19 protein-coding genes and 2 riboswitches are annotated in these 22,510 nt (G+C 69.1%); of the genes, 4 read left to right on the top strand and 15 right to left on the bottom strand.

Features of this window, described 5'->3' with window-relative positions:
- Window position 1: 1 nt before the first annotated feature.
- Complete coding sequence (locus APZ15_RS12945) at window positions 2-1,201, bottom strand: MFS transporter (RefSeq protein WP_027787413.1); 1,200 nt, start codon at window positions 1,199-1,201, stop codon at window positions 2-4.
- Between the two features lie 94 nt (window positions 1,202-1,295).
- On the opposite strand from APZ15_RS12945, the gene APZ15_RS12940 reads away from it, so the two are divergent.
- Window positions 1,296-2,198 (top strand): LysR substrate-binding domain-containing protein, encoded by a 903-nt coding sequence (locus APZ15_RS12940; protein WP_027787414.1) that lies wholly within the window; start codon window positions 1,296-1,298, stop codon window positions 2,196-2,198.
- Between the two features lie 216 nt (window positions 2,199-2,414).
- Here APZ15_RS12940 and APZ15_RS12935 read toward each other — a convergent pair whose 3' ends face one another.
- Both APZ15_RS12935 and APZ15_RS12930 read right to left on the bottom strand, forming a co-directional pair.
- A complete protein-coding gene (locus APZ15_RS12935) occupies window positions 2,415-4,679 on the bottom strand; it encodes an Ig domain-containing protein (RefSeq protein ID WP_034195774.1) in 2,265 nt (754 codons plus the stop codon).
- Window positions 4,680-5,187: 508 nt separating this feature from the next.
- Window positions 5,188-5,511: an H-type lectin domain-containing protein gene (locus APZ15_RS12930; RefSeq protein WP_027787415.1), complete on the bottom strand. Its 324-nt coding sequence runs from the start codon at window positions 5,509-5,511 to the stop codon at window positions 5,188-5,190.
- 390 nt (window positions 5,512-5,901) lie between these two features.
- Between APZ15_RS12930 and APZ15_RS12925 the strand changes: the two genes are divergently transcribed.
- Window positions 5,902-7,257 (top strand): chitinase, encoded by a 1,356-nt coding sequence (locus APZ15_RS12925; RefSeq protein WP_027787416.1) that lies wholly within the window; start codon window positions 5,902-5,904, stop codon window positions 7,255-7,257.
- A gap of 125 nt (window positions 7,258-7,382) precedes the next feature.
- Here APZ15_RS12925 and APZ15_RS12920 read toward each other — a convergent pair whose 3' ends face one another.
- The 4 genes from APZ15_RS12920 to APZ15_RS12905 form a co-directional block, all read right to left on the bottom strand.
- Window positions 7,383-8,126 (bottom strand): IclR family transcriptional regulator, encoded by a 744-nt coding sequence (locus APZ15_RS12920; RefSeq protein ID WP_027787417.1) that lies wholly within the window; start codon window positions 8,124-8,126, stop codon window positions 7,383-7,385.
- A 60-nt stretch (window positions 8,127-8,186) separates the two neighbouring features.
- Window positions 8,187-9,353 (bottom strand): acyl-CoA dehydrogenase family protein, encoded by a 1,167-nt coding sequence (locus tag APZ15_RS12915; protein WP_021160073.1) that lies wholly within the window; start codon window positions 9,351-9,353, stop codon window positions 8,187-8,189.
- 142 nt (window positions 9,354-9,495) lie between these two features.
- Window positions 9,496-10,797, bottom strand: coding sequence for a CitMHS family transporter (locus tag APZ15_RS12910; protein ID WP_027787418.1), 1,302 nt, complete (start codon window positions 10,795-10,797; stop codon window positions 9,496-9,498).
- A 113-nt stretch (window positions 10,798-10,910) separates the two neighbouring features.
- Entirely contained in the window at window positions 10,911-12,107 is a 1,197-nt protein-coding gene (locus APZ15_RS12905) for a CaiB/BaiF CoA transferase family protein (protein ID WP_027787419.1), read from the bottom strand.
- Window positions 12,108-12,384: 277 nt separating this feature from the next.
- Between APZ15_RS12905 and APZ15_RS12900 the strand changes: the two genes are divergently transcribed.
- Together APZ15_RS12900 and APZ15_RS12895 are read left to right on the top strand one after the other, a co-directional pair.
- Window positions 12,385-12,624, top strand: coding sequence for a hypothetical protein (locus tag APZ15_RS12900; RefSeq protein WP_027787420.1), 240 nt, complete (start codon window positions 12,385-12,387; stop codon window positions 12,622-12,624).
- Window positions 12,625-12,773: 149 nt separating this feature from the next.
- A complete protein-coding gene (locus tag APZ15_RS12895) occupies window positions 12,774-13,196 on the top strand; it encodes an NUDIX hydrolase (protein ID WP_027787421.1) in 423 nt (140 codons plus the stop codon).
- A gap of 21 nt (window positions 13,197-13,217) precedes the next feature.
- Here the strand turns inward: APZ15_RS12895 and APZ15_RS12890 are convergent, their stop codons facing one another.
- The 8 genes from APZ15_RS12890 to APZ15_RS41750 all read right to left on the bottom strand — a co-directional run bounded on the left by APZ15_RS12890 (window position 13,218) and on the right by APZ15_RS41750 (window position 21,823).
- A complete protein-coding gene (locus APZ15_RS12890) occupies window positions 13,218-13,544 on the bottom strand; it encodes a low molecular weight protein tyrosine phosphatase family protein (RefSeq protein ID WP_027787422.1) in 327 nt (108 codons plus the stop codon).
- Window positions 13,545-13,557: 13 nt separating this feature from the next.
- Window positions 13,558-14,130, bottom strand: a complete 573-nt coding sequence (locus APZ15_RS12885) for a DUF1993 domain-containing protein (RefSeq protein WP_027787423.1) — start codon at window positions 14,128-14,130, stop codon at window positions 13,558-13,560.
- Window positions 14,131-14,312: 182 nt separating this feature from the next.
- Window positions 14,313-14,765, bottom strand: coding sequence for a YaiI/YqxD family protein (locus APZ15_RS12880; protein ID WP_021160082.1), 453 nt, complete (start codon window positions 14,763-14,765; stop codon window positions 14,313-14,315).
- 60 nt (window positions 14,766-14,825) lie between these two features.
- Entirely contained in the window at window positions 14,826-15,434 is a 609-nt protein-coding gene (locus APZ15_RS12875; protein ID WP_027787424.1) for a vWA domain-containing protein, read from the bottom strand.
- Window positions 15,435-15,502: 68 nt separating this feature from the next.
- Window positions 15,503-16,579, bottom strand: coding sequence for a magnesium chelatase ATPase subunit I (locus APZ15_RS12870; protein ID WP_027787425.1), 1,077 nt, complete (start codon window positions 16,577-16,579; stop codon window positions 15,503-15,505).
- A complete protein-coding gene (cobN, locus tag APZ15_RS12865) occupies window positions 16,576-20,388 on the bottom strand; it encodes a cobaltochelatase subunit CobN (protein WP_027787426.1) in 3,813 nt (1,270 codons plus the stop codon). The genes APZ15_RS12870 and cobN overlap by 4 nt, the downstream gene beginning before the upstream one ends.
- Window positions 20,389-20,394: 6 nt before the next feature.
- Window positions 20,395-21,483 (bottom strand): cobalamin biosynthesis protein CobW, encoded by a 1,089-nt coding sequence (gene cobW / locus APZ15_RS12860; RefSeq protein ID WP_027787427.1) that lies wholly within the window; start codon window positions 21,481-21,483, stop codon window positions 20,395-20,397.
- A 25-nt stretch (window positions 21,484-21,508) separates the two neighbouring features.
- Window positions 21,509-21,823 carry a hypothetical protein gene (locus APZ15_RS41750; protein WP_162489887.1) on the bottom strand — a complete coding sequence of 105 codons (315 nt, stop codon included), beginning with the start codon at window positions 21,821-21,823 and terminating at the stop codon, window positions 21,509-21,511.
- Window positions 21,813-22,077: riboswitch (cobalamin riboswitch) on the bottom strand. (Overlaps the previous gene by 11 nt.)
- Before the next feature lie 113 nt (window positions 22,078-22,190).
- Window positions 22,191-22,428: riboswitch (cobalamin riboswitch) on the top strand.
- The last annotated feature ends 82 nt before the right edge of the window (window positions 22,429-22,510 follow it).

Here is a 22,510-nt window from a genome sequence, read left to right as displayed (position 1 = left end):
GTCAGCGCGCCGGCCTGACGCCGTGCGCGCGGGCATACGCCGTGCCGCCCGCCCCCCAGAACCGATACACGAGCACGCCGACGACGGCCTGCGCAACGACCACGAACGCGACGCAGCCGGCCCATCCCCACCGGTGCCAGCCGGGCACCGGCAGGATCGAGCCGAGGCTGCCGCCGAAGTAATAGCAGGACAGGTAGATGCCGATCGCCGTCGAGCGCGCGCTCGATGCCGCCTGCGAAATGAACGTGTTGGCCGACGCCTGTTCGACGAACACGGCGGTCGAGCCGAGCGCGAGGCCGGCCAGGATCACCGGCACGTGGTCGGACAGCGTGAGCAGCGCTCCGCCGATCGCGAGCGCGGCCGCGGCGAGCCCCGGTGCGCGCGGGCCGCGATGCCGCGCGAGGCGCCCTGCCAGCGGCGTCACGACCACCGCCACCAGGAACACCGCATAGATCGCGCCGATCCCGACCGTGCCGAAGCCGAACGGCGCGCGGGCCAGGCGCAGGCCGACGAACGTAAACGTCGCGACCTGCGACGCGAGCACGCACGCGCCGATCGCGAACGACGCGAGCAGCGGGCCGCGCGTGACGATGCGCCAGGCCGGCCCCGCACCGGCCTCCGTGTCGGGTTCGACACGCCGCGCGATCGCACCGGACGCCGGCAGGCTCGCGTAGATCGCGACGCCCGTGACGAGACACAGCGCCGCGACGACGTCGAGCGCATGCCGCCAGCCCCACATCGACGTCATCAGGTTGGTCGCGAAGCGGCCGGCGAAACCGCCGAGCGTCGTGCCGGCGACGAACAGCGCGCTGATCTCGGCCGACGTGCCGCGATCGAAGCGCTCGGCGATGTACGCGATCGACAGCGCGAAGACGAACGGCATCACCAGGCCGGCGGCAAAGCGCGCGCCGAGAAACGACGCGAAACCTGCCGCATGCGCGGACCACACGACCGGCAGCGCGACGGCCATCGCCGCCAGCGAGATCGCGATGCGCCGCTCGATGCGCGCGGCCAGCACGCCGACGAACGGCGCGATAATGGCGACGGCCGTCGTGGTGGCGCTCACGCCCTGCCCCGCGCGCTCCGCGCTGACGCCGAAGGTGGCCGCGAGTTCGTGCAGGATGCCCTGCGTCGAATACAGATTGAGAAACGCGGCGAAGCCGCAGAGAAAGAACGCGAAGCGCGTGGTCCTGTCGTTCATCGGAGCTGCCTGGTCGTCGATGCCGACAGTCTGACGAGCGCGCCGTGCGCACGCCAATACCGTTTTCATCGCGATTGATACCGGAACGACAACAATGCTCGACCTGCGCCGCCTCCGCTATTTCGTGGTCGTCGCCGACGAACTGCACTTCGGCCGCGCGGCATTGCGCCTGCGCGTCGCGCAGCCGCCGCTCACGCGCCATATCGCCGCGCTGGAAAGCGAGCTCGGCGTGCGGCTGTTCGAGCGTTCGACGCGCGCGGTGCGGCTGACGCCGGCAGGCGCCGCGTTCCTCGAACAGGCGCGCAACGTCGTCAGCGCGGCCGCCGAGGCCGAGGCGAGCGCGCGCAAGCTCGCGCAAGGCATCGCCGGACGAATCGTGATCGGCTATGCGAGTGCCATTCCGATGTCCGACACGTTCCCGGACGTCATCCGCGCCGCGAGCCGCACGATGCCCGACGTCGAACTCGCGTTCCGCGAGGCGGCGACCGCCAGCCAGCACCGGCAGATCGCGGACGGCACGATGGACATCGGTTTCGGCTGGGCATGGGGCGACGCGCCTGGCGTGCCGGTGGCGTCGCTCGTCGTGTCGCGTGAACCGCTCGTGGCCGCCGTGCCGGCCGCGAATCCGCTCGCGGGCCGCGCGAGCGTCGACGTCGCGGCGCTGGCGAGCGAAACCTTCGTGACTTTTCCGCCGGGTTACGGCTCGGCATTGGCCGCGGCACTGGACGACCTGTGCGCACAGTCCGGATTCGCGCCGCGCATCGGCGCGACCGCGGCACAGATCACGACGCTCGTATCGCTGGTGGCCGCCGAACGCGGCATCGCGATCGTGCCGGGCTTCACGGCGACGCTGCGGCGTCCGGGCGTCGTGTACGTGCCGCTCGCCGGCGCGCGCGCGGTCGAGCAGATCATGTCGTGGAGCGAGCCGTTTGCGTCGGCGTGCGTCGAACGCTTCGTCGCACTCGCGCGCTCGCTTGTGCAGCCCGCATCGGCTTGACGCGAGTCAAGCGATCCGGATCGACCTTCCCCGTGGTTTCGATGTTCCGGCCGCGCGACACCCTCTTCCACATCGATCACGTTTGCCGGAACGGTTGATCGCCCTCACCGAATGCCGCGGGTATCGCCGGAATGACGCGCGCCGCACAGCCGCCGCGACGCGCGTCCCGAATGCCGGCGCGCTCGCCCGCGAAATCGATGAGGGCTGCTCGATACCTCACTGCACCACGATGGTGTAAACCGCTCGCGCGTCAGCCAGTCCCCCGTCATTCGTGGCCGTGACGGTAAACGTGTACCGCCCGGTCTTCCTCGGCGTACCAACGATCCCGCCCGTATCCTGATTGAACTGGAGGCCTGGGGGCAAACCCCCGTTGGTCACCGTGAAGCGGACGGTCGCAGGCGTATTCGTCGTGATTTTCGCTCCGTAGAGCGTGCCTTGAGTGGCGACCGGCAGGACGGCGGGGCCCAGTTGCGGTGTGGGTGCCGATACGGTCTGCGGAGCGCCGATCGGGACGCCGTCGGCATTCACCTGCTGCAACGACCAGCTTTGCCCGGGGGTGACGGCGCTCAGGGTCCACGAGGTCGTCTGGTCGCGAAGCGCGGCCCTCTGCTTTTCGGTGAATGCGCCGAGATTCCTGGCGGTTTCCCACTGCTTGATCTTGTCGAGGATATCCGGCGTCGACTCTGCCGAGAGCAGGAATGCCACCGTGCTCTGGAAGCCAATGCCGGCGTTGAGCGCCGCGCCGCGTGCGAGCCTGGTTTCGATCGTGGTCAACGAGACGCCCGTGATATCGAACCATCCAAGCATGCCCGGCAGGTAGTTGGCCTGGTAGAAGGCGTTGTCGCGGTACAACTGATCCACGTCCGGGTTGGACCAGCTCGCGCGGGTCAGCGTGTCCCATGCGTTCGAGGTCATCCGGCTCGTCTCGCTGATGTATCCGTCGTGCCCGGTCTGGGCGGCGTAGGTGCCGTTGATCAACCGGGCAATGCCGAAGCTGCCCCAGCCGGTATCGCTGGCGGATTCCACCCCGTCGAAGGAGTGGGACCGGATGCCGACGTTGTTCCTGAGGGCGCCCAGCCGGGTGGCGATCTCGTCGATGATGCCGAGGCCGCCGATGGCCCCGCCGTACGAATTCACGATCACCCTCGCAACGGGCGTGCCACGCGCGGCTTCGGCCGGGACGGAGCCCCACTGGCCTCGGGTCAGTCCACTGACTTGCCATTCGGTGACGCCCCTTTGGACCGCGTTGAACGAGATGAACTCGTTGCCGATACGCAGCATCTGCTCGTTGATCCCGTCCCGCACCGGCGCGAATCCGCTCAAGTAGAGCATCGTGCTCGTCATGCTCAACTGCCGGGACAAGGCGGCTTGACCGCCCAAGGCCAGACGAGGATCCGCGGGCGGCGAAACGTAGGGATCGATGGAGGTGGGCTGGCCGACGCTGATGAAGTCCGACATGGTATGGACGCCGACGCGGACGCCGTGCTCCTTTGCCGCTTCCACCAGCTTTTCGGCTCCGCTGTCGCTGTCGCCGAAGGTGAAGTCGAACTGATAATGCCCGGTATATTTCCAGGGGCCGCGAAAATTCCGTGGCGAGTAGATGTAGTTGATTCCCGCGCTGCTGGCGAATCGGGCTGCCTTGCCGACATTGCCGGTGTCGAGATCGTCCAGCACGAAAGACGACTGGCCGCTGGCCTGCGCCACTTTCTGCCACTGGCCGTTCTGGGTCGGATACGGGAGGTTTTCACCCGAGGCAATGAACGACAACAGGGTCGTCACGAGTTCCGGTGCGCTGCCGTACAGCGCAATCTTCGAACCGATGACCGAGCCCGCGCTGTCGAGCGGGCCGAGCGGGATCGGATAGCCATTGGGATTGAGCCGGTCGCGCCGGCGCGTATAGTCGAACGTGAAGGCGCGCAGCACGGCCCCCCATGACGTCTTCGCCGCCGCGCACCACGGCTCCAGCGCCGCCACGTCCACGTTGTAAGGATTGGGGATGACGTCGCTTTCCCAGCCGTATTGCGGATATTCCTTGGGCCACGCGCCTTCGGTGCGGTCGTTGAGCGGCTTGAGGCCGATCGCGAATTCGTTGTCTCGCACCACGCCCGCGGCTTCGCCGACGGTCTGGTTGATCGCGACAGGCAACGGCCCCCACAGCAGCGTCTGAACGTCGGAAGCGGGATCGGTCGACACGCGGGTGACTTCAAAGGTGGCGTAGCCGTTTTTCTGCAGGACGCGGACATCGACCTCGAATGCGAGGCCGGCATCATTCACGAAGGACAGCGTGTTGTCGGCGGACGACCATCGGACGCCGGCGGGTTTCGCCAGTACGCCGTTGATCACGAGCCTGACGAGCGGGACGGATTTCCCGGGCGAGATGTAGTTGCGGCCGCTGCGCGAATCGATGAGTTCGACGACAGCGCCGGTGGAGTCCAGGCCGAGCGTCAAGTAGCCGGCCGGAATGTGTAGAGTGCTTGTCATGTTTCGACTTTCCTGACGAAAATGGCGGGGCCGCGAGCGGCGCAGATGCACCCGTGCCCCCGTCCTTGGCGTGCCGCGAGCCAATGTTGGAATTCCGAATCGATCGACCCGACGGACAGATGGCGACGGTCGGCGGATACCCCGGACATTGGACGTAGCGGGTCTGCCCGACCGATTCGAGCGCTCCCGCGTGCCGTCGATGCCGGCATTTTTCATTGGAAGGCCACCGTGCCGGCTATCGAGCGCGATCCTTTGCGGCGCCAGGATCGCGGGATCTGCGTCGTGAGCCCTGGGTCCTGGGTCCAGCAACGCACCATCACCGCCTCGACCGCCCTCGCCTGCGCAAACAACCTGCGCGGAGCATGCGGCGCAACGAGCGACGCCGATGGCGGCCAGCCGCAGTGAATGGCTGCGGCTGGCCGGCCGCCGGAACTGCCTCGTCAAACTTCCGGCGGTGAAACCGGCGCAGTTGGAAAGAGGCAGCGGCCGCGTGATTCCGGTTCGGGTTTTACTGGCTCGGCACTTCGGCGATATACGAAACGTAGAGGTTTTGCCCCCAGTCGCTGCCCGAGTAGTTGGGGAACACCCTGTCTTCGCGGGTGATGTTGACGTTGAATCCGGTCGTCGTGACCTTGGTCACCGTCACCGAGAACGTGTCCGGATAACTGGATGCGTCGTTGGGGTCCTGGAGGGCCGTCACGACCACGATGGGTGCGGTCGAAAACGTGCCCGGAAACGTGATTTGGGCATTGAAAGGCGGGTTGATCCAGGAATCCTGATTGCCGCCTTGAACGCTTCCGACTGCCTGCTTTGCTACGATTCTTTCCAGCATGTTGAGCTCCTGATGGTTGGAACGACGTGACGTCGTGAGTGAGCCTCGCGCGAAAGCACTTCGCTCGCAGACAAAGTTATGCCGCGCATGCGTCGAAAGCGATTACACGTGATTACATGATCGAGGCGGCCATCAAGGGGCGTCGAAAGCGTCGATTTCAAGTCGAAATCGACGGCAATTTTGTCCCGCTCCGCGCCCGATGCATGACGGAACGATGTCGAATCGGCAAGATCGTTACGTATCGAGAATCAAATAACAAAAAGAACAACTAAGCATTCACTATTCGACGCGAATCCTCCAAGATGGGCACGCCGCCGGCCGGGCATGCCCGGTCGCCCGACCGGCGGCGATACGCGGGCCAGCGTATCCCTCTTCCACTTGGAGAACACAATGCACAACAATGTGTTGCCGCGTTTCATCCCGCGCGCGCTTGCCGCGGGTTGCCTGCTCGCCGTGGCGAGCGTGTCCCAGGGCGCCGGCGTCTATGCGCCCTATGTCGACGTGACGCTCTATCCGACGCCGCTCGTCGACCAGATCGGCGTCCGGCAAGGCATCCAGCAGTTCACGCTCGCGTTCGTGGTCGCGGGCAACGGGTGTACGCCGTCGTGGGGCGGCGTGCAGCCGATCGGCAACGGCGCGAGCGGCGGCCTGCTGACCGCGCTGTCGACGTCGATCGCGAGCTATCGCGCGAAAGGCGGCGAAGTCGCCGTGTCGTTCGGCGGCGCGAACGGCACGCCGCTGATGCAGGCATGCTCGACGGTTCCCGCGCTCGCGAGCGCGTACCAGACCGTGATCGACACGTATGGCCTCACGCACATCGACTTCGACATCGAGGGCGCGTCGCAGCTCGACACGGCCGCGGTCGCGCGCAACTTCCAGGCCGTCGCCCAGCTGCAGGCGAGTTATGCGGCGAAAGGCAAGCCGCTGCACGTCACGCTGACGCTGCCGACGATGCCGACCGGGCTCACGCAGGACGGCCTGAACGTCGTCAACGCGGCGATCTCGAACAAGGCCGTGTTCGATGCGGTGAACGTGATGGCGATGGACTACGGCCCCGCGAACATCGATATGGGGGCGGCCGCGATCAGCGCCGCGCAGGCGCTGTACGCGCAACTCGATACGGCCTTCAAGTCGGCCGGCCAGCCGAAGACCCATGCCCAGCTCTGGCAGATGGTCGGCGTCACGCCGATGATCGGCGTGAACGACGTGCAGGGCGAAACCTTCACGCTCGCGAATGCGCAGAGCGTGCTGAACGCGGCGGTCGCCAACGGCTACGGCTTCTTCGGCAACTGGTCGGTCGGCCGCGACCAGGCGTGCCCGTCCGGCGGCACCTATGCGTCGCCGACCTGTTCGGGCGTCGCGCAGCAGCCGTATGCGTTCGCAACGATCTTCAGGCAGCTCGACGGCAAGTGGGGCGCGGGCGTCACGCAGGATCCGAACTACGGCGGCGGCTCGGACGGCGGCACGCCGCAACCGGGCGCGCCCTGGGCGGCCGGCCAGGTCTATACGGCCGGCGCGACCGTCACCTACCAGGGCACGACGTATCAGGCGCAATGGTGGACGCAGGGCGACGTGCCCGGCCAGGCCGCCGTGTGGAAACCGGTCGGCGGCGGCACGGCCACGTGGTCGGCGACCACCGCGTATTCAGGCGGCACCTGCGTGATGTACCAGGGCGCGAAATACTGCGCGAAATGGTGGACGCAAGGCGACAACCCGAGTGCGGGCGGTGTGTGGGTGAAGTCGTGATGCCGCGGATCGGCCGTCGCTAGGCCTGCACGCGCATCGGGGGCCGTTCACGGCGATCGCGGCCCGATCGCCGGCGGACGGCCCGCTTCGCTTGCTGGCCCTCCTCCGGCGCGCCCCGCCCGCCGTCAGCCGCGCGCGTGCTCGGCGAGCAGCCTGGCCTTCGCGTCGACGAGCAGCGCCGCATGCGTATCGCGATGCTGGCGGATCCGCTCGGACGGCCCGACCACCGACAGCCCGTACCAGTCGCCGTCGAGCGTCAGCGCAACCGCGATCGCCGACAGCTCGGGCGCGCTCTCGCCGAAGTTCTCGGCCCAGCCGAGTTCGCGAAACCGTGCGGTTTGCGCGACGAGCGCGGGCAGGTCCGCCACCGTCGCGTCGGTGAAGCGCTCGAACGGCAACTGCGCGCCGAGCGCCTGCTGCGCGTCGCCGGCCAGTTCCGCGAAAATCGCCTTGCCGATCGAGTTCGCATGCAGCGGGCGCAGTTCGCCCGGCTCGCGCGTATAACGGATCGCCTGCTCCGATTCGACGACGTCGAGGTAGGTGACCGACACGCCCTGGATCTTGCCGAGCACGGCCGTCTCGCGGCTCGCGTCGCGCAGCGCGACGAGATGCGGATGGACGACGTCGACGACGGGGTCGGTCGCGTCGATCGCCGCGGCGATCGTCTGCAGGCGGCGCGTCGGGTAGTAGCCGCCGCGCCTGCGCACTTCGTACAGGTAACCGCGGCTCACGAGCGTGCGCGCCATCGCGAGGCAGCTCGACGCCGGCACATTGAGCAGGCGCGCGAGTTCGGTGAGCGGCAGCGGCCGCCGTTCGGCGGCGAACAGCTCGAACAGGTCGAGCGTGCGGGCAACGAGTTTGACGTCCATGACGAGCGCTTGAATCGGAACGGGAAACCGCGCGCCGGGCCGGCCGCCGGGTCGATACGGTCAGTACGACTTCGGCAGCCCGAGCACCTTCTCCGCGATGTAGCACAGGATCAGTTGCGGACTCACGGGCGCGAGCCTCGGAATCATACACTCGCGCAGGTAGCGTTCGACATGGTATTCCTTCGCGTAGCCCATCCCGCCGTGCGTCGCGACCGCCGTCTGGCACGCCTGGAACGCGGCTTCCGCGCCGAGGTATTTCGCGGCGTTCGCTTCCGCGCCGCACGGCTGCCCCGCGTCGTAGCGCGTCGCGGCCTTCATCACCATCAGCCACGCGGCCTCGAGCTGCATCCACGCCTGCGCGAGCGGATGCTGGATCGACTGGTTCTGCCCGATCGGCCGGCCGAACACGACGCGCTCGCACGCATACTGCGTCGCGCGGCGCAGCGCGGCCTGCCCGAGCCCGATCGCCTCCGCCGCGATCAGGATGCGTTCCGGATTCAGCCCGTGCAGCAGATAGCGGAAGCCATCGCCTTCGTTGCCGATCAGGTCGCCTTCCGGCACGCGCAGGTTGTCGATGAACAGCATGTTCGAATCGACCGCCTTGCGGCCCATCTTCTCGATCTCGCGCACCTCGACGCGCGACCGGTCGAGATCGGTGTAGAACAGGCTCAGCCCGTCGGTCGGCTTCGCGACCCGGTCGAGCGGCGTCGTGCGCGCGATGATCAGCATCTTGTTCGCCACCTGCGCGGTCGAGATCCAGATCTTGCGCCCGCTCAGCACGTAGTGGTCGCCGTCGCGGCGGGCCTGCGTGCTCAAGTGCGTGGTGTCGAGGCCCGCATCGGGTTCCGTCACCGCGAAGCACGCCTTGTCGCGCCCGGCGATCAGCGGCGGCAGGAAACGCGCCTTCTGTGCGTCGTTGCCGAACACCTGCACCGGGTTCAGCCCGAAGATGTTCATGTGGACGGCCGATGCGCCGGACAGGCCGGCTCCCGATGCGCTGATCGTGCGCATCATCAGCGCGGCCTCGGTCATCCCGAGCCCGGCCCCGCCGTGCGCCGGGTCCATCGCGATGCCGAGCCAGCCGGCCTCGGCAAGCGCCGCGTGGAAATCGGCGGGAAACCCGCCCGCGCGATCGCGTTCGAGCCAGTAGTCGTCGCCGAAGCGCGCACAGATTTTCTCGATCGCGCTTTCGATTGCGCGCTGGTCGTCGGTCAGGTCGAACTGCATGGATGGCTCTCCGGGAAAAGGCCGAGCGGCCGCGCCGCTCTGAAGAAAATGCCAGGCGGCGCCAGGGGGTGCGCCCGGCGGAACGTTCCCTCGCGGGATCGCCCCGTCGGAGCGCCGGCACGACGCGGCAGGCCTGGGGCGCTCACAACGGAAACACGCCGACGATCACCGCGGCAAACACCATCAGCACCGTGGCGGCGAACAGGAACGGAAGCGTGAATTTCTGATGCTCGGCGAGCTCGACGCCGGTCAGGCCGACGATCAGGAACGTCGCGGGCGTGAGCGGGCTCACCGGGAACCCCGTCGTCATCTGGCCGAGCAGCGCGGCCTGCGCCATCTGGATCGGCGGCACGCCGAGCAGCTTCGCGCTTTCCGCGAGCACCGGCAGCACGCCGAAGTAGAACGAATCGGGGTCGAACAGCAGGCTGAGCGGCATCGACAGCAGCCCGAGCACGAACGGCATGTGGCGCGCATGCTCGACCGGCACGTGCGCGACCACCACGTCCGCCATCGCCTTCAGCATCCCGGTGCCGGACATGATGCCGGTGAACGCGCCGGCCGCGAGCAGCACGCTCGCCATCATCAGCGCGGCCTTCGCATGCGCGTCGATCCGCTCGCGCTGGGCCTGCACGTCCGGGTAGTTGATCACGAGCGCGGCGACCGTGCCGAGCATGAACATCACCATCGGGTCGACGATGCCCGACACGAGCGTGACGAGCACCACGAGCGTCAGCGCGAGATTGATCCGGAAGCGTTCCGGCCGGCGTAACGCGCGCTCGGCATCGGTCAGCGCACGCGGCGCGATCTCGAGCGGTGCCGCGCCGGCACGATCGAGCCCGAGCCGTTTCGCCTCGCGCACGCCGAGCACGTACGCGGTGCCGAACACGAACACGAGCCCGACGATCTGCACCGGAATCATCGGCATGAAGATCGCGGAACCGGGAATGTGCAGCGCCGCCGACGCCCGCAGCATCGGCCCGACCCACGGCAGGAAATTGACGCCGGCCGCCATCGACGCGACGCACGCGAGGATGCGCCGATCCATTCCGAGCCGCGTATAGAGCGGCATCATCGCGGGCAGCGTGACGAGAAACGTGACGGCGCCGGAGCCGTCGAGGTGAATCAGCAGCGCGAGCAGCGCCGAGCCCATCACGATGCGCGGCGGATGGCAGCCGATCACGCGCAGCACGCCCGCGATGATCGGGTCGAGCATCCCGGCGTCGGTGAGGATACCGAAAAAAAGAATCGCAAAAACGAACATCCCGGCGATCGGGCCGATGTTCTGTACGCCGTGCACGATGAACTTGCCGGTCGCGAGCCCGAAACCGGCCGCGAGCGACGCGGCCACCGGCACGACGATCAGCGCGACGAGCGGCGACAGCCGCTTCGTGATGATCAGGCCGAACAGCGCGACGATGGCGATCGCGCCGATCCATGCAAGCATGATGCGTCTCCTCTTCAGCCGGTGCGCCCGTGGGTGGGCCGGCGTGGGGTTCGAATGGTCGTGCGGTACAGCGCCGCCGGTCGCGCGGTACGCGTCGGCGGCCGCGATGCCGGTCAGTTCCGGCGCGGGGCGTTATCGCGGTCGTTATCGCGTTCGGTCGCGCAGCCGGTCGTGCCGGCGTCGGCGAATACCTGCGCCACGTGTTCGTTCAGCGCGGGCGGCGGCCGCCGGTACGTGGCCGGCGTGCGGCCGAGCTTGATCGGCGACGCGATGCCGCGATGCCGGCCCAGCTCGACCTTCATCTCCCGATGCGCGACATGCGGATGATCGAGCGCCGCATCGAGCCCGAGCACCGGCGCGCACGGCACGCCGCGGCGCATCAGCTGCTCGGCGAGCGCCGCGCCGTCGTGCGCGGCGAGCGCCGTTTCGAGCAGCGTGCGCAGCACGGCGCGGTTCGCGCTGCGCGCGCGGTTGTCCGCGAAACGCGGATCGCCGGGCCAGTCGCGCGTGCCGAGCACGTCGCACAGCGCCGCGAACTGCCCGTTGTTGCCGACCGCGAGAAAGATGTCGACGCTCGCCGTCGGAAAGCTGTCGTACGGCGTGATGTTCGGATGCGCGTTGCCGGTGCGCACGGGCGCGTTGCCCGAATGGAAGAAGTTCGGCGTGTGCGGATGCAGGATCGACAACGCGCAGTCGAACAGCGTCGCTTCGACGAACTGGCCGCGGCCGCTCGCGTCGCGCTCGCGCAGCGCCATCAGCACGCCGAGCGCCGCGTTCAGCCCGGTGACGAGATCGACGATCGGCACGCCGACCCGCAGCGGCGCGCCGCCCGCTTCGCCATTGACGCTCATCAGCCCCGCGAGCGCCTGCACGGCCGCGTCGTAGCCGGGCAACCCGCCGAGCGGGCCGTCCGCACCAAAGCCCGACACGCGGCAATGGACGAGGCGCGGAAACCGCGCATGCAGTGCGTCGAAACCGAGCCCCCAGCGCTCCATCGTGCCGATCTTGAAGTTCTCGACGATGGCGTCCGCGTCGTCGAGCAGGCCGAGCAGCCGCTCGCGGTCGGCCGGTTGCGTCAGGTCGAGCGCGATGCCGAGCTTGTTGCGGTTCACCCCGAGGAAGTACGACGCGGTATCGCCGTCGAACGGCGGCCCCCACGTGCGTGTTTCGTCGCCGGACGGCGGTTCGACCTTGATCACCTCCGCGCCGTGGTCGGCAAGGATCTGCGTGGCGTACGGGCCGCCCAGCACCCGCGACAGATCGATGATGCGCAATCCCGCCAGCGCGCCCTGCTGCTCGTATTCCGCCATGCGTCCCGCTCCTGGTTCCGGTTGATCGGACTGCCGGTTCCGGCAGGCCAGGCGCCTGCGGCGCGACCGTCCGGATTCGACGAATAATTCTTGTGCGTGAATTTATATTCACATCCGGGAATTATGTTGTCAACCCCGGCGGCACCCTGAGACCCTGCGGAAGACGTCGCCGTGCGCAAGTGGGGACGACACCGAACACGGGCCGGTTGCGATGGCGCCCCGCCTTTCGCTAAGCTGGCGGGAAATCTCTATCTCGAAAAATTCAGGCGGACTATTCATGAAACGGATGCTGCTGGCGGCCTTCGTGCTGGCGTCGACGCTGGGTGTCGGACATGCGCAGACCCAGACGTACCACTTCGGCGAGGGACAGACGCAGATGCCCGGGGGAGCGCCGCACGCCACCGCGCCGGCCGCACGGCACGCGAGCCCGCCGCCTCACCATCGGCGTGCCGTTCACAAGCGCCGCCATCCGCGCCACGTGAAGCCGACGCGCAACGGGATCTATACGCACACATGACCCGGCGTCCGTTGCGCGACGCCGTGCACGGAACTGTCATGAACGACCGGTAGGATCGCTGCGGCTGCCTGCAAGCCGTCGCGGCCGCGGCCGGGCAACGCGCCGCCGACGCGCACATTCTCCACGATTCAGCACCTGTTTTGCCGAACATGAGTACCGGGCCGGACACCCTCACCGTCATCAAGGAACGCGCCACGATCGTGTGCCGCCAGCACGGCAGCGTGCTGCTGGTCGCTCGCACCGCGTCGCGCTGGTCGCTGCCGGGCGGCACGATCCGGCGCGGCGAGACGCCGCTCGACGCCGCACTGCGGGAGCTTGCCGAGGAAACACGGCTGGAGGGGCTCGCACTCGACTACGCGGTGCAGTTCGGCGGGCTGACGAAGCTCCACCACGTGTTCGTGGCCGACGTGCCGGCGCACCTGACGCCGCGCGCGAGCAACGAGATCGCCCGCTGCAAGTGGTTCACCGTCGACCGGCTCGACACGCTCCGGGCGAGCGTGCCGACGCGCAAGATCATCGAGCTGCTGCGGCTCGACTGTTTTTCGGCGATTGCGAACGGCCGGCTGCGCTGACGTCGATCCCGCCCGCGCCCGTCACGTGCGCAGGAACGGGCCGGCCTTGCGTTCGAGCAGCATGACGAGTTCGGGCTGCATGTACGTGTAGCGATCGGGAATGTCGAGGCAGACGACCTTCTTGTGCCGCAGATGCGTACCGAATTGCGCGGCCAGTCTGGTCTTGTGCGCGCGCTCCATCACGAACACGACGTCGGCCCAGTCGAGCTGCTCGGCGCACACGTGCGTGTCCGCATCGGGCGCGAGGCCCGCCGAATCGGTTTCGACACCCGGCCACGCGGCGAATACCGCTTCGGCCGTCGGGCTGCGCAGCCGGTTGCGGCTGCAGATGAAGAGTGCCCGTGTCATGTCGCTACGAGGTTCAACCTTGCGGAATCGTGCCCGGCCGGACGTACGCGAGCATGTGCGACACGTAGTCGGCCTTGCCGAGTTCGACGCCATGGTGGCGCAGGATCGCGTAAGCGGTGATCGCGTGGAAATTGAACTGCGGCAGTGCCCAGTCGCGCGCGTACTGTTCGCCTGTCATGTCGAATGCGACTCCGTTCGGCAACTCGAGCGCGATCGGCAGCGCGCCGCCGCCGTCGAGCGCGTCCGGCGCGAGTTCGCCGAGAAATGCGAGCGTGCCGGCGATGATCGCCTGCGCATCGGCGAGCGAGCCGGGCTGCGCATCCGCATTCCATCCCGCCTCGCGCAAGGCCAGCAGTGCAGCCGGCAACGGTTCGCCACGCAGCCGGTGGATGGGCTCCATGGCCTGGAAGCACGAGAAGCGCACCTGTGCCGCGAGCGGATACATGTCGGGCGCCAGCTTCAACGTCATCGCCGCGTCGGGCGCGTCGCCCGCGGCCTGCCGGTGCGCGGCGGCCTTGTCGAGCCACGCGGTCTGTGCGCGCAGCATGTGGGTGAAGGTCGGAACGAGAAGTTGGGTCGGTGTCACGCGTGCGCTCCTGGGTTGGGTTGTCGTTTGCGCCACGATAGCAGCGTCGGTGCAAACGTGCATCCCGGCCCGGGTGATGAACGCGATTCGATGCGGATTCAACGGTGCGGCATGGCGACGCATGGCGTGCGGGTGTTCCCCCGCTTCAGGACGATCACGACGCGCGGCCGTTGCCCCCGGCCTCAAGGCTTGCCGTGCCGGGCCAGGAACCGGTCGAGCTGCGATGCAAACGCCTTGCCGTCGCGCGCGCTGAACGGCGCCGGCCCGCCCGTGTCGATCCCGGCGCTGCGCAACTGGTCCATCATCGCGCGCGTCGACAGGCGTTCCTCGATGTTCTCGCGGCTGAACCAGTTGCCGCGTGGGTCGAGCGCATGCGCGCCCTTGTCGAGGACGGCGGCGGCCAGCGGGATGTCGGCGGTGATCACGAGGTCGCCGGCTTCCGCCAGCTCGACGATGCGCGCATCGGCGACGTCGAAGCCGGCCGGCACCTGCACCGCCTTGATGAACGGCGACGGCGGCGTGCGCAGGAACTGGTTCGCGACCAGCGTCACGCAGATTTCGGCACGACGCGCGGCGCGAAACAGCATGTCCTTGATGACGGCGGGACACGCGTCGGCATCGACCAGTACTTGCATGGCGGTTTTTTCCAGTGGGCAGAAGGGGAAGCGGCGATCATAGCGCACCGCGGCCGGCGATCAGCCGGTGTGGCCCGAGCACAGCGCGTCGGCCGTCACCCACTGCGCGCCCCACGCGGCGGCCAGCCGCTCACCCTGCCCGATCCGCACGGCCGCATCGTCGAAGTCGACGAACAAGACGTGATCGGCCGCCGCGGGTTTGGCCGGCATCTCGCGCGTGCGTCCGTCGGACAGCACCCACAGCCAGCGCTGCTTGTCCGGATCGCGCCGCGCCGCGCGCGCGAGCAACTGCGCGGCGGCCGCGATGCCGTCCGCGAGCGGCGTACCGCCGCCACCGTCGACCGGTTCGAGCCAGCGCGCATTCCACCAGCGCGGCACGGCCGGGCCGAAGCGCCGTGCCGCGCCGTCGCCGCCGAAACAGACCAGCGCGGTTTCGACTCGATCGCGCGCGGCCTGGTCGAAATACGCGACGATCAGCCCCTTCGCCAGTGCGAGCCGCTCGTGCGACAGCATCGACGCCGAACAGTCGAGCACGAAGCAATGCAGTGCATCCGGTGCGCCCGCCCGCTTCCGGAAGCGCAGATGGCCGCGATGCAACGGATCGCCGCGCTTCGCGGCGAACGTCGCCGGCCATGCGACGGCCGTGCCGGTGCGCGCCGTGCCCGGCACGCGCGCGGCTGCGCCTGGCTGCCATCGAGGACCGCGAACGGCGTTCGCGGCGGCGCCGGCTCGATGGCTCAGTGTTTTTTTAGCGGCAGCGGCACCACGCTTTTCACGTCGCGCAGCCCCGCCGGCTCGGGCCGCAGGTAGCCCCAGTCGCCCTGCGCGACCGCGGCGCCGTTCCCGCTTGCGGCCGGTTGATCGTCCGGCTGCTGGCGTGCATCCGGCGGCGAACGGTCGTCGCTTGCGCGATCCGGCTGCGACGCGCCGGACGACGGCGGCGCACCGGCATGGCGCCGGTGCCGCAGCACGGCTTCGGCCACGCGCGCCACATGCGACACCGTCACCGCATCGGCCTGCTCCAGTGCGGCGAGCGCGCGCGCCGCGCGCAACATCACGAGATCGGCACGCAGCCCGTCGACGGCCGCGTCGATGCACAGCGCGCTGACGTGCGCATGCACCGCATCGCCGAAATCGAGTGTCGCCAGCCGTGCGCGCGCCGCGTGAATCCGTTCGCCGAGTGCGCGCTGCGCGGATGCGTGGCGCGCGCGGAACGCCTCCGGATCGAGATCGAACGCAAGCCGCGCCTTCACGATCCGCTCGCGCTGCGCGGCGTCGAAGCAGTTCTCCAGTTCGACCATCAGGCCGAAGCGGTCGAGCAGTTGCGGACGCAGCTCGCCCTCCTCGGGATTCATCGTGCCGACGAGCACGAAGCGCGCGTCGTGCGCATGCGACACGCCATCGCGTTCGACGATGTTCACGCCGCTCGCGGCGACGTCGAGCAGCGTATCGACGAGCCCGTCGGCGAGCAGGTTCACCTCGTCGACATACAGCACGCCGAGATGCGCCCGCGCGAGCAGGCCCGGCCGGAAGCGCAAGCCGTTTTCGGCGAGTGCATGCGCGAGGTCGAGCGTCCCCGTCACCTGCTCGTCGCTCGCCGACAGCGGCAGCGTGACGAACTGCCCTTCCGGCAACAGCTCGGCGAGGCCGCGCGCGGCGGTCGATTTCGCGGTGCCGCGCGGGCCGCTCACGAGCACGCCGCCGAGCGACGGGTCGATCGCGGCGAGCAGCAGCGCCTGCTGCAGCGCGTCCTGTGCGACGAGCGCCGCAAACGGAAAAACCGCGCGCGCGCGGTGCGTCGTCGGATCGGTCATCGCCGTCCCCCTTCCTGGAGTTGTTCGCTGTCGAGCCAGACCGCTTCGATCCGCTCGCGATAGTCGCCCGGCTGCTGCCACAGGCCGCGCTGCATCGCCTCGACGAAGCGTTCGCAGATGCCGTGCAGCGCCTTCGGGTTGTGCCGCTCGAGGAACGCGCGGGTGGCGTCGTCGAACAGGTACGCGTCGGCGACGAGCGCGTACTGGTGGTCGGACAGCACGCGCGCGGTCGCGTCATAGCCGTACAGGTAGTCGACGGTCGCCGCCAGCTCGGCGGCACCCTTGTAACCATGGCGCTTCACGCCGTCGAGCCATTTCGGGTTGACGACGCGTGAACGGATCACGCGCGCGATTTCCTCGCGCAGCGTGCGCATCTTCGGCGCGACCGGGTTCGCGTGGTCGCCGTGGTAGATGCTCGGCTGCTGCCCGGACAGGTGCCGCACCGCCGCGGTCATCCCGCCCTGGAACTGGTAGTAGTCGTTCGAATCGAGGATGTCGTGCTCGCGGCTGTCCTGGTTCTGCACGACCACGTCGATCGTCGCGAGCCGCTCGCCGAACACGTCGGCCGCGGCGTCGCCCGCGCTGTTCTGCGCATACGCATGACCGCCCCACTGGCGGTACGCCTCCGCGAGATCGGCGTCGGTCTGCCAGCGGCGCTGGTCGATCAGGTCCTGCAGGCCCGCGCCGTAGCTGCCCGGCCGCGCGCCGAACACGCGCCAGCCGGCGCGGCGGTGCGCTTCGTCCGGCGCCACGCCCTGTGCGACCCACTTCGCGCGTTCGCGCTCGATGCGCGCGCGGATCGGGTTCAGTTCCTCCGGCTCGTCGAGCGCGGCCACTGCCTGCACCGCTGCGTCGAACAGATGCATCAGGTTCGGGAACGCGTCGCGGAAGAAACCCGATACGCGCAGCGTCACGTCGATGCGCGGCCGGTCGAAGATCTCGATCGGCAGGATCTCGAAGTCGGTCACGCGGTGGCTGCCGTGCGCCCATTTCGGCCGCACGCCAAGCAGCGCGAACGCCTGCGCGATGTCGTCGCCGCCCGTGCGCATCGTCGCCGTGCCCCACACCGACAGCCCGATCGCGCGCGGATAGTCGCCGTGATCCTGCAGATGGCGCTCGATCAGCTGCTGCGCGGATTTCAGGCCGAGCGTCCACGCGGCCTGCGTCGGCACCGCGCGCGTGTCGACCGAGTAGAAATTGCGGCCGGTCGGCAGCACGTCGGGGCGGCCGCGCGACGGCGAGCCGCTCGGCCCCGGCGGCACGAAGCGGCCGTCGAGCCCGCGCAGCAGCTGCCGCATTTCCTCGCCGCCGCACGCGTCGAGCGCCGGCAGCAGCGTCGCGCGGACGCGCTCGATCACGACAAGCGTGTGCGGCCAGTCGCCGGGGGGCGTCGCGTCTTCCGCGCCCGTATGGCTGCCGTCGGCTGCACACACCCTGTCCAGCCATTGCTGCGCGAGCCGTTCGAGCCGCTCGCGCGTATCGCCCGCGTGGCGCCACGGCGATGCGTCGAGCGCCTGCAGGATCGCCGGTCGCGGGCCGACCCACGGCGCGGCCCAGTCGGCCGCGAGCGGATCGAAATCGTCGCCGAGCGCGAGATCGCGCGCGAGCGCGCCGATCAGTCCTGCGCGTGCGCCCTTGCCGTCGCCGACCGGAAAGCGCGCGAGCGCCAGCAGCGTGTCGCGCCGCTGGCGCCCGGCCGGCGACGCACCGAACACGTGCAGCCCGTCGCGAATCTGCGCTTCCTTCAGTTCGCACAGCCACGCGTCGACGCGCGTCAGCAGCGCGTCCTCGTCGCCCGCGTCGCGCGGCGGCGACACGCTCAGTTCGTCGTGCAGCCGGTGTTCGGCGATCGTCGCGAGGATCGTCTTGCGCAGCAGCTTCGCGCGCCGCGCATCGACCATCAGCGCTTCGTAGTATTCGTCGACCTGCCGCTCGAGATCCTGCAGCGGGCCGTAGTTTTCCGCGCGCGTGAGCGGCGGCATCAGGTGATCGACGATCACGGCCTGCGCGCGGCGCTTCGCCTGGCTGCCCTCGCCCGGATCGTTGACGATGAACGGATAAAGATGCGGCAGCGGCCCGAGGGTCAGGTCGGGCCAGCACGCGTCGGACAGCGCGACGCTCTTGCCCGGCAGCCATTCGAGGTTGCCGTGCTTGCCGAGGTGGATGACCGCGTCGATGCGATACGCATCGCGCAGCCAGAAATAGAACGCGAGATACGCATGCGGCGGCACGAGATCCGCGTCGTGGTAGCTCGCGTAGTCGTTCTCGCCGCGCGAGCGCGACGGCTGGATGCCGACGAACACGTTGCCCGCGCGCCAGCCAGCGATCGTGAAGCGCCCTTGCCGCAGCGTCGGATCGGCTTCGGGCGGGCCCCAGCGTGCGTTCAGCGCGTCGCGCACGGCCGCCGGCAGCCGCGCGAAATGCGCGACGTAGTCGGCCAGCGGGAAGCTCTGGAAGGCGGGGCGCAGCGCATGCACGGCCGCGTCGTTGGTCACGCCTTCGGTGAGCCGCGCGATCAGCGCGTCGCCGTCGGGCGGCAGGTCGGCCACCGCATAGCCCGCGTCGCGCAGCGCCGCGAGCACGCGCAGCGCGGACGCCGGCGTATCGAGCCCGACACCGTTGCCGATCCGCCCTTCGCTTTGCGGATAGTTCGCGAGAATCAGCGCGACGCGCTTGGTCGCGTTGTCGAGCGTGCGCAGCCGGCACCAGCCGCGCGCGAGCGCCGCGACGAACGCGATCCGCTCGGCGTCCGGCTGGTAGCGCACGACGTCGACCTCGGTGTGCGGGCAGCGATACGCGAGCCCCTTGAAACTCACCGCGCGCGTGACGATCCGGCCGTCGACCTCGGGCAGCGCGATGTGCATCGCGATGTCGCGCGCATGCAGGCCCTGGTTGTCGGCCACCCATGCGTCGCGATTGCCGCCGGACAGGATCACCTGCAATACCGGCGCGTCGCCGGCGAGCACGTCGTGTTCCGGGCTGTCGATCGCGCCGGCCGCGAACGCGGTCGTGTTCAGCACGAGTGCGACGTCGTGCGTGTCGCAGAGCTGCGTGATGACTTCGCGGCTCACCGCATCCTTCAGCGACGTGACCGCGATCGGCAGCGGATTCAGTCCCTCCTGAACGAGCGCATCGGCCAGCGCATCGAACACGGCCGTGTTCGCGGCCTGCCAGTGCGCGCGATAGAACAGGATCACGACGACGGGCGCGCCCGGCGTCCAGCGCGGCCGCCAGTCGTCGACGCTCGCGCGGTCGCGCGCCGGGTGATACAGCGCGGCGGCCGGCAACGGGCGCGGCGGTTCGGGTTCGTCGCCGAACCCGAGTGTGTGGAATGCGATGCTGCGCAGCAGCGCCTCGGCGTTGTGCACGCCGCCTTCGCGCAGGTAGCGCCACCACAGCCGGCACAGGCCGGGCGCGACGGTGCTCTTCGCGACGAGGTTCGGGTCTTCCTGCAGGTCACCCGAGAACATCGCGAGCTGCTGCGCGCGCTTCGACGCGAGCGACACGGCCTGCTCGATCCCGTACGGCCAGTACGCCTCGCCGCCGAGATGGTCGATCACGACCGCCTTCGCGTGCTGCAACACGTCGTCGACGTAGAAATCGACCGACGCCGGCTGCCGCAGGAACGTGACGTTCGCGAGCCGCACGCTCGGGAAGCCCGCAGGCAGGTGCGGCACGACGCTGGCAAGCAGCGACAGCGTCGTGTCGGCCGAACTCAGGATCACGATGTCGGCCGGCTGCTGGTCGATCCGGACGACACCCTGCGTATCGTCGACGAAGCCGCCCGGCGTGGTGCGCAGCAGATGCATCGTGCGTTACGCCTGTTGCGGCTCGGCCGCGCACGCGGCGTCGAACGCGCGTTGCAGCGCCGCCGCGTCGAGATCCTCGCCGATCAGCACGAAGCGGCTCGCGCGGGTTTCGCCGTCCTGCCAGCGACGGTCGAAATAGCTGTCGAAGCGGCGGCCGACACCCTGGATCACGAGCCGCATCGGTGCGCCGGGCAGCGCGGCGAAACCTTTCGCGCGGTAGATCGTATGCGCTTCGACGACGCGCTGCAGCGCGGCGATCGTCGCCTCGCGCGTGCCGGCATCGCCGGACACGACCACCGAGTCGAAATCGTCGTGATGGTGATCGTGATCGCCGTCGTCGGCCGAGCCGTGATGGTCGTGGCGCAGGTGGATCGTTTCTTCCGACGCCGACTCGAGGCCGAGCAGCATCGCGAGATCGAGCTCGCCGCGCGTCGCGCGCACGATCTTCACCTGCGGCGGGATCTCGTCGCGGATCGCGGTTTCGATCTGCGCAAATTCCGTGTCGCCGACGAGATCGGCCTTGTTCACGATCACGAGATCGGCGGACGACAGTTGATCGGCGAACAGCTCGTGCAGCGGCGATTCGTGGTCGAGGTTCGGATCGGCGCGGCGCTGCGCGTCGACGGCCTGCGGGTTTTCCGCGAACTGGCCGGCTGCGGCGGCCGGCCCGTCGACGACGGTCACGACCGCGTCGACCGTGAAGCTGTTGCGGATCGTCGGCCAGTTGAACGCCTGCACGAGCGGCTTCGGCAGCGCGAGCCCGGACGTCTCGATCAGCACGTGGTCGATGTCCGCGCGGCGCTCGACGAGCGCTTCCATCACCGGATAGAACTCCTCCTGCACGGTGCAGCACAGGCAGCCGTTCGCGAGTTCGTACAACTGGCCCGATGCTTCGCCCTGCGCACCGTCGGCCTCCTCGCAGCCGATGCCGCAGCCCTTGAGGATTTCGCCGTCGATGCCGAGTTCGCCGAATTCGTTGACGATCACCGCGATGCGGCGGCCTTCGGCGTGCTGCAGGATGTGGCGCATCAGCGTCGTCTTGCCGCTGCCGAGAAAGCCCGTGACGATCGTGACGGGAAGCTTGCGTAGGGTCATGGTAGGTCCTGTGTCGAAAAAGGAATCAGCCCGGGATCGTCGCGTCGATGGCGGCGTGGCAGTTCATCTGGCGGATCGCGGGCATGCCGCCGCGCGATCCGGACGGGCAGTCGCGGGACGGGCGGAACGACGAATCGGACATGGTGCTTCCTTGCGAACGGTCGACATCGTGAATGCCAACACGGCTGCCGCCGGCCCGGCTCGCGCGCCTGCCGTGCACCGCGCCGGCCGGCGCGGGTTCGCGCAGCGGCAGATCGGCGGTGGAAACGAGCAACACGCGGGCGTCGGGCCTGCTGCGGCCGTGGACGATGCGCCGCCTCCCCGCGGCGCTGAACCCCAACGTTTGGGCCGGTATCCGGGCTAGCGAACACGCCGCTTCGCCTTCCCGGATGCACAGCAATCCAGTGGCGGTCGTCCGCATGCGCGCGGCATGCGGCGAAGCGGCGCTGCGTGGCGCTTGCGCGCGACGCGTTCGCTTACCGTTGCGGGGGCAGCACAGGTTGGCTCGACTGCGGCGCAGGCAGGCTCCCTGTTTCCCGTTTAACTGCGCGCACCGGAGCGGCGCGCGCGAGCACCAAAACGCGTGCGAGTGTAGGCGGCGGTGCGGGGAGCGTCAAGGCAAAACGGGCCGCCGGGCCCGGTTCCGGAGGGCCGCCGCGCGCGGCCGGACGCCGCGCACGGCGGTTCGCGCGGGGGGATCGCTGTGCTATCGTATGCGCCGCGTTCGGTGCTCGCATGCGCATTCCGTGCATGCAGTTAAACGGGAAACAGGAGGCGGATCGCCGCCCTGCCTGTGCTGTCCCCGCAACGGTACGCCGCCCGCGCGACGCGCTTCCCCGCGCACGCGCCCATGCCGCCCACGATGCCACTGCCCGTCCACCGGGCGGGAAGGCTGCGGCCTGGCAAGTGGCCAGCCCGGATACCGGCCGACGCAAGGGGCGAGCCCGATGCTCGCCGAACGCCCGATCCGCGGGGGACGGATCGAGTGCGCATTCCGCCCGCGTCCGCGCGGGCTTCGTCCGATCCG

Source organism: Burkholderia cepacia ATCC 25416, from assembly GCF_001411495.1.
GTDB classification, from domain to species: Bacteria; Pseudomonadota; Gammaproteobacteria; order Burkholderiales; family Burkholderiaceae; genus Burkholderia; species Burkholderia cepacia.
This window is presented reverse-complemented; position numbering and strand designations above follow the sequence as displayed.

Excerpts from the sequence above, each read along its gene's own strand:
- APZ15_RS12945 (WP_027787413.1), bottom strand. The coding sequence starts at position 1,201 with ATGAACGACAGGACCACGCGCTTCGCGTTCTTTCTCTGCGGCTTCGCC.
- APZ15_RS12940 (WP_027787414.1), top strand. The coding sequence starts at position 1,296 with ATGCTCGACCTGCGCCGCCTCCGCTATTTCGTGGTCGTCGCCGACGAA.
- APZ15_RS12935 (WP_034195774.1), bottom strand. The coding sequence starts at position 4,679 with ATGACAAGCACTCTACACATTCCGGCCGGCTACTTGACGCTCGGCCTG.
- APZ15_RS12930 (WP_027787415.1), bottom strand. The coding sequence starts at position 5,511 with ATGCTGGAAAGAATCGTAGCAAAGCAGGCAGTCGGAAGCGTTCAAGGC.
- APZ15_RS12925 (WP_027787416.1), top strand. The coding sequence starts at position 5,902 with ATGCACAACAATGTGTTGCCGCGTTTCATCCCGCGCGCGCTTGCCGCG.
- APZ15_RS12920 (WP_027787417.1), bottom strand. The coding sequence starts at position 8,126 with ATGGACGTCAAACTCGTTGCCCGCACGCTCGACCTGTTCGAGCTGTTC.
- APZ15_RS12915 (WP_021160073.1), bottom strand. The coding sequence starts at position 9,353 with ATGCAGTTCGACCTGACCGACGACCAGCGCGCAATCGAAAGCGCGATC.
- APZ15_RS12910 (WP_027787418.1), bottom strand. The coding sequence starts at position 10,797 with ATGCTTGCATGGATCGGCGCGATCGCCATCGTCGCGCTGTTCGGCCTG.
- APZ15_RS12905 (WP_027787419.1), bottom strand. The coding sequence starts at position 12,107 with ATGGCGGAATACGAGCAGCAGGGCGCGCTGGCGGGATTGCGCATCATC.
- APZ15_RS12900 (WP_027787420.1), top strand. The coding sequence starts at position 12,385 with ATGAAACGGATGCTGCTGGCGGCCTTCGTGCTGGCGTCGACGCTGGGT.
- APZ15_RS12895 (WP_027787421.1), top strand. The coding sequence starts at position 12,774 with ATGAGTACCGGGCCGGACACCCTCACCGTCATCAAGGAACGCGCCACG.
- APZ15_RS12890 (WP_027787422.1), bottom strand. The coding sequence starts at position 13,544 with ATGACACGGGCACTCTTCATCTGCAGCCGCAACCGGCTGCGCAGCCCG.
- APZ15_RS12880 (WP_021160082.1), bottom strand. The coding sequence starts at position 14,765 with ATGCAAGTACTGGTCGATGCCGACGCGTGTCCCGCCGTCATCAAGGAC.
- APZ15_RS12870 (WP_027787425.1), bottom strand. The coding sequence starts at position 16,579 with ATGACCGATCCGACGACGCACCGCGCGCGCGCGGTTTTTCCGTTTGCG.
- cobN (WP_027787426.1), bottom strand. The coding sequence starts at position 20,388 with ATGCATCTGCTGCGCACCACGCCGGGCGGCTTCGTCGACGATACGCAG.
- cobW (WP_027787427.1), bottom strand. The coding sequence starts at position 21,483 with ATGACCCTACGCAAGCTTCCCGTCACGATCGTCACGGGCTTTCTCGGC.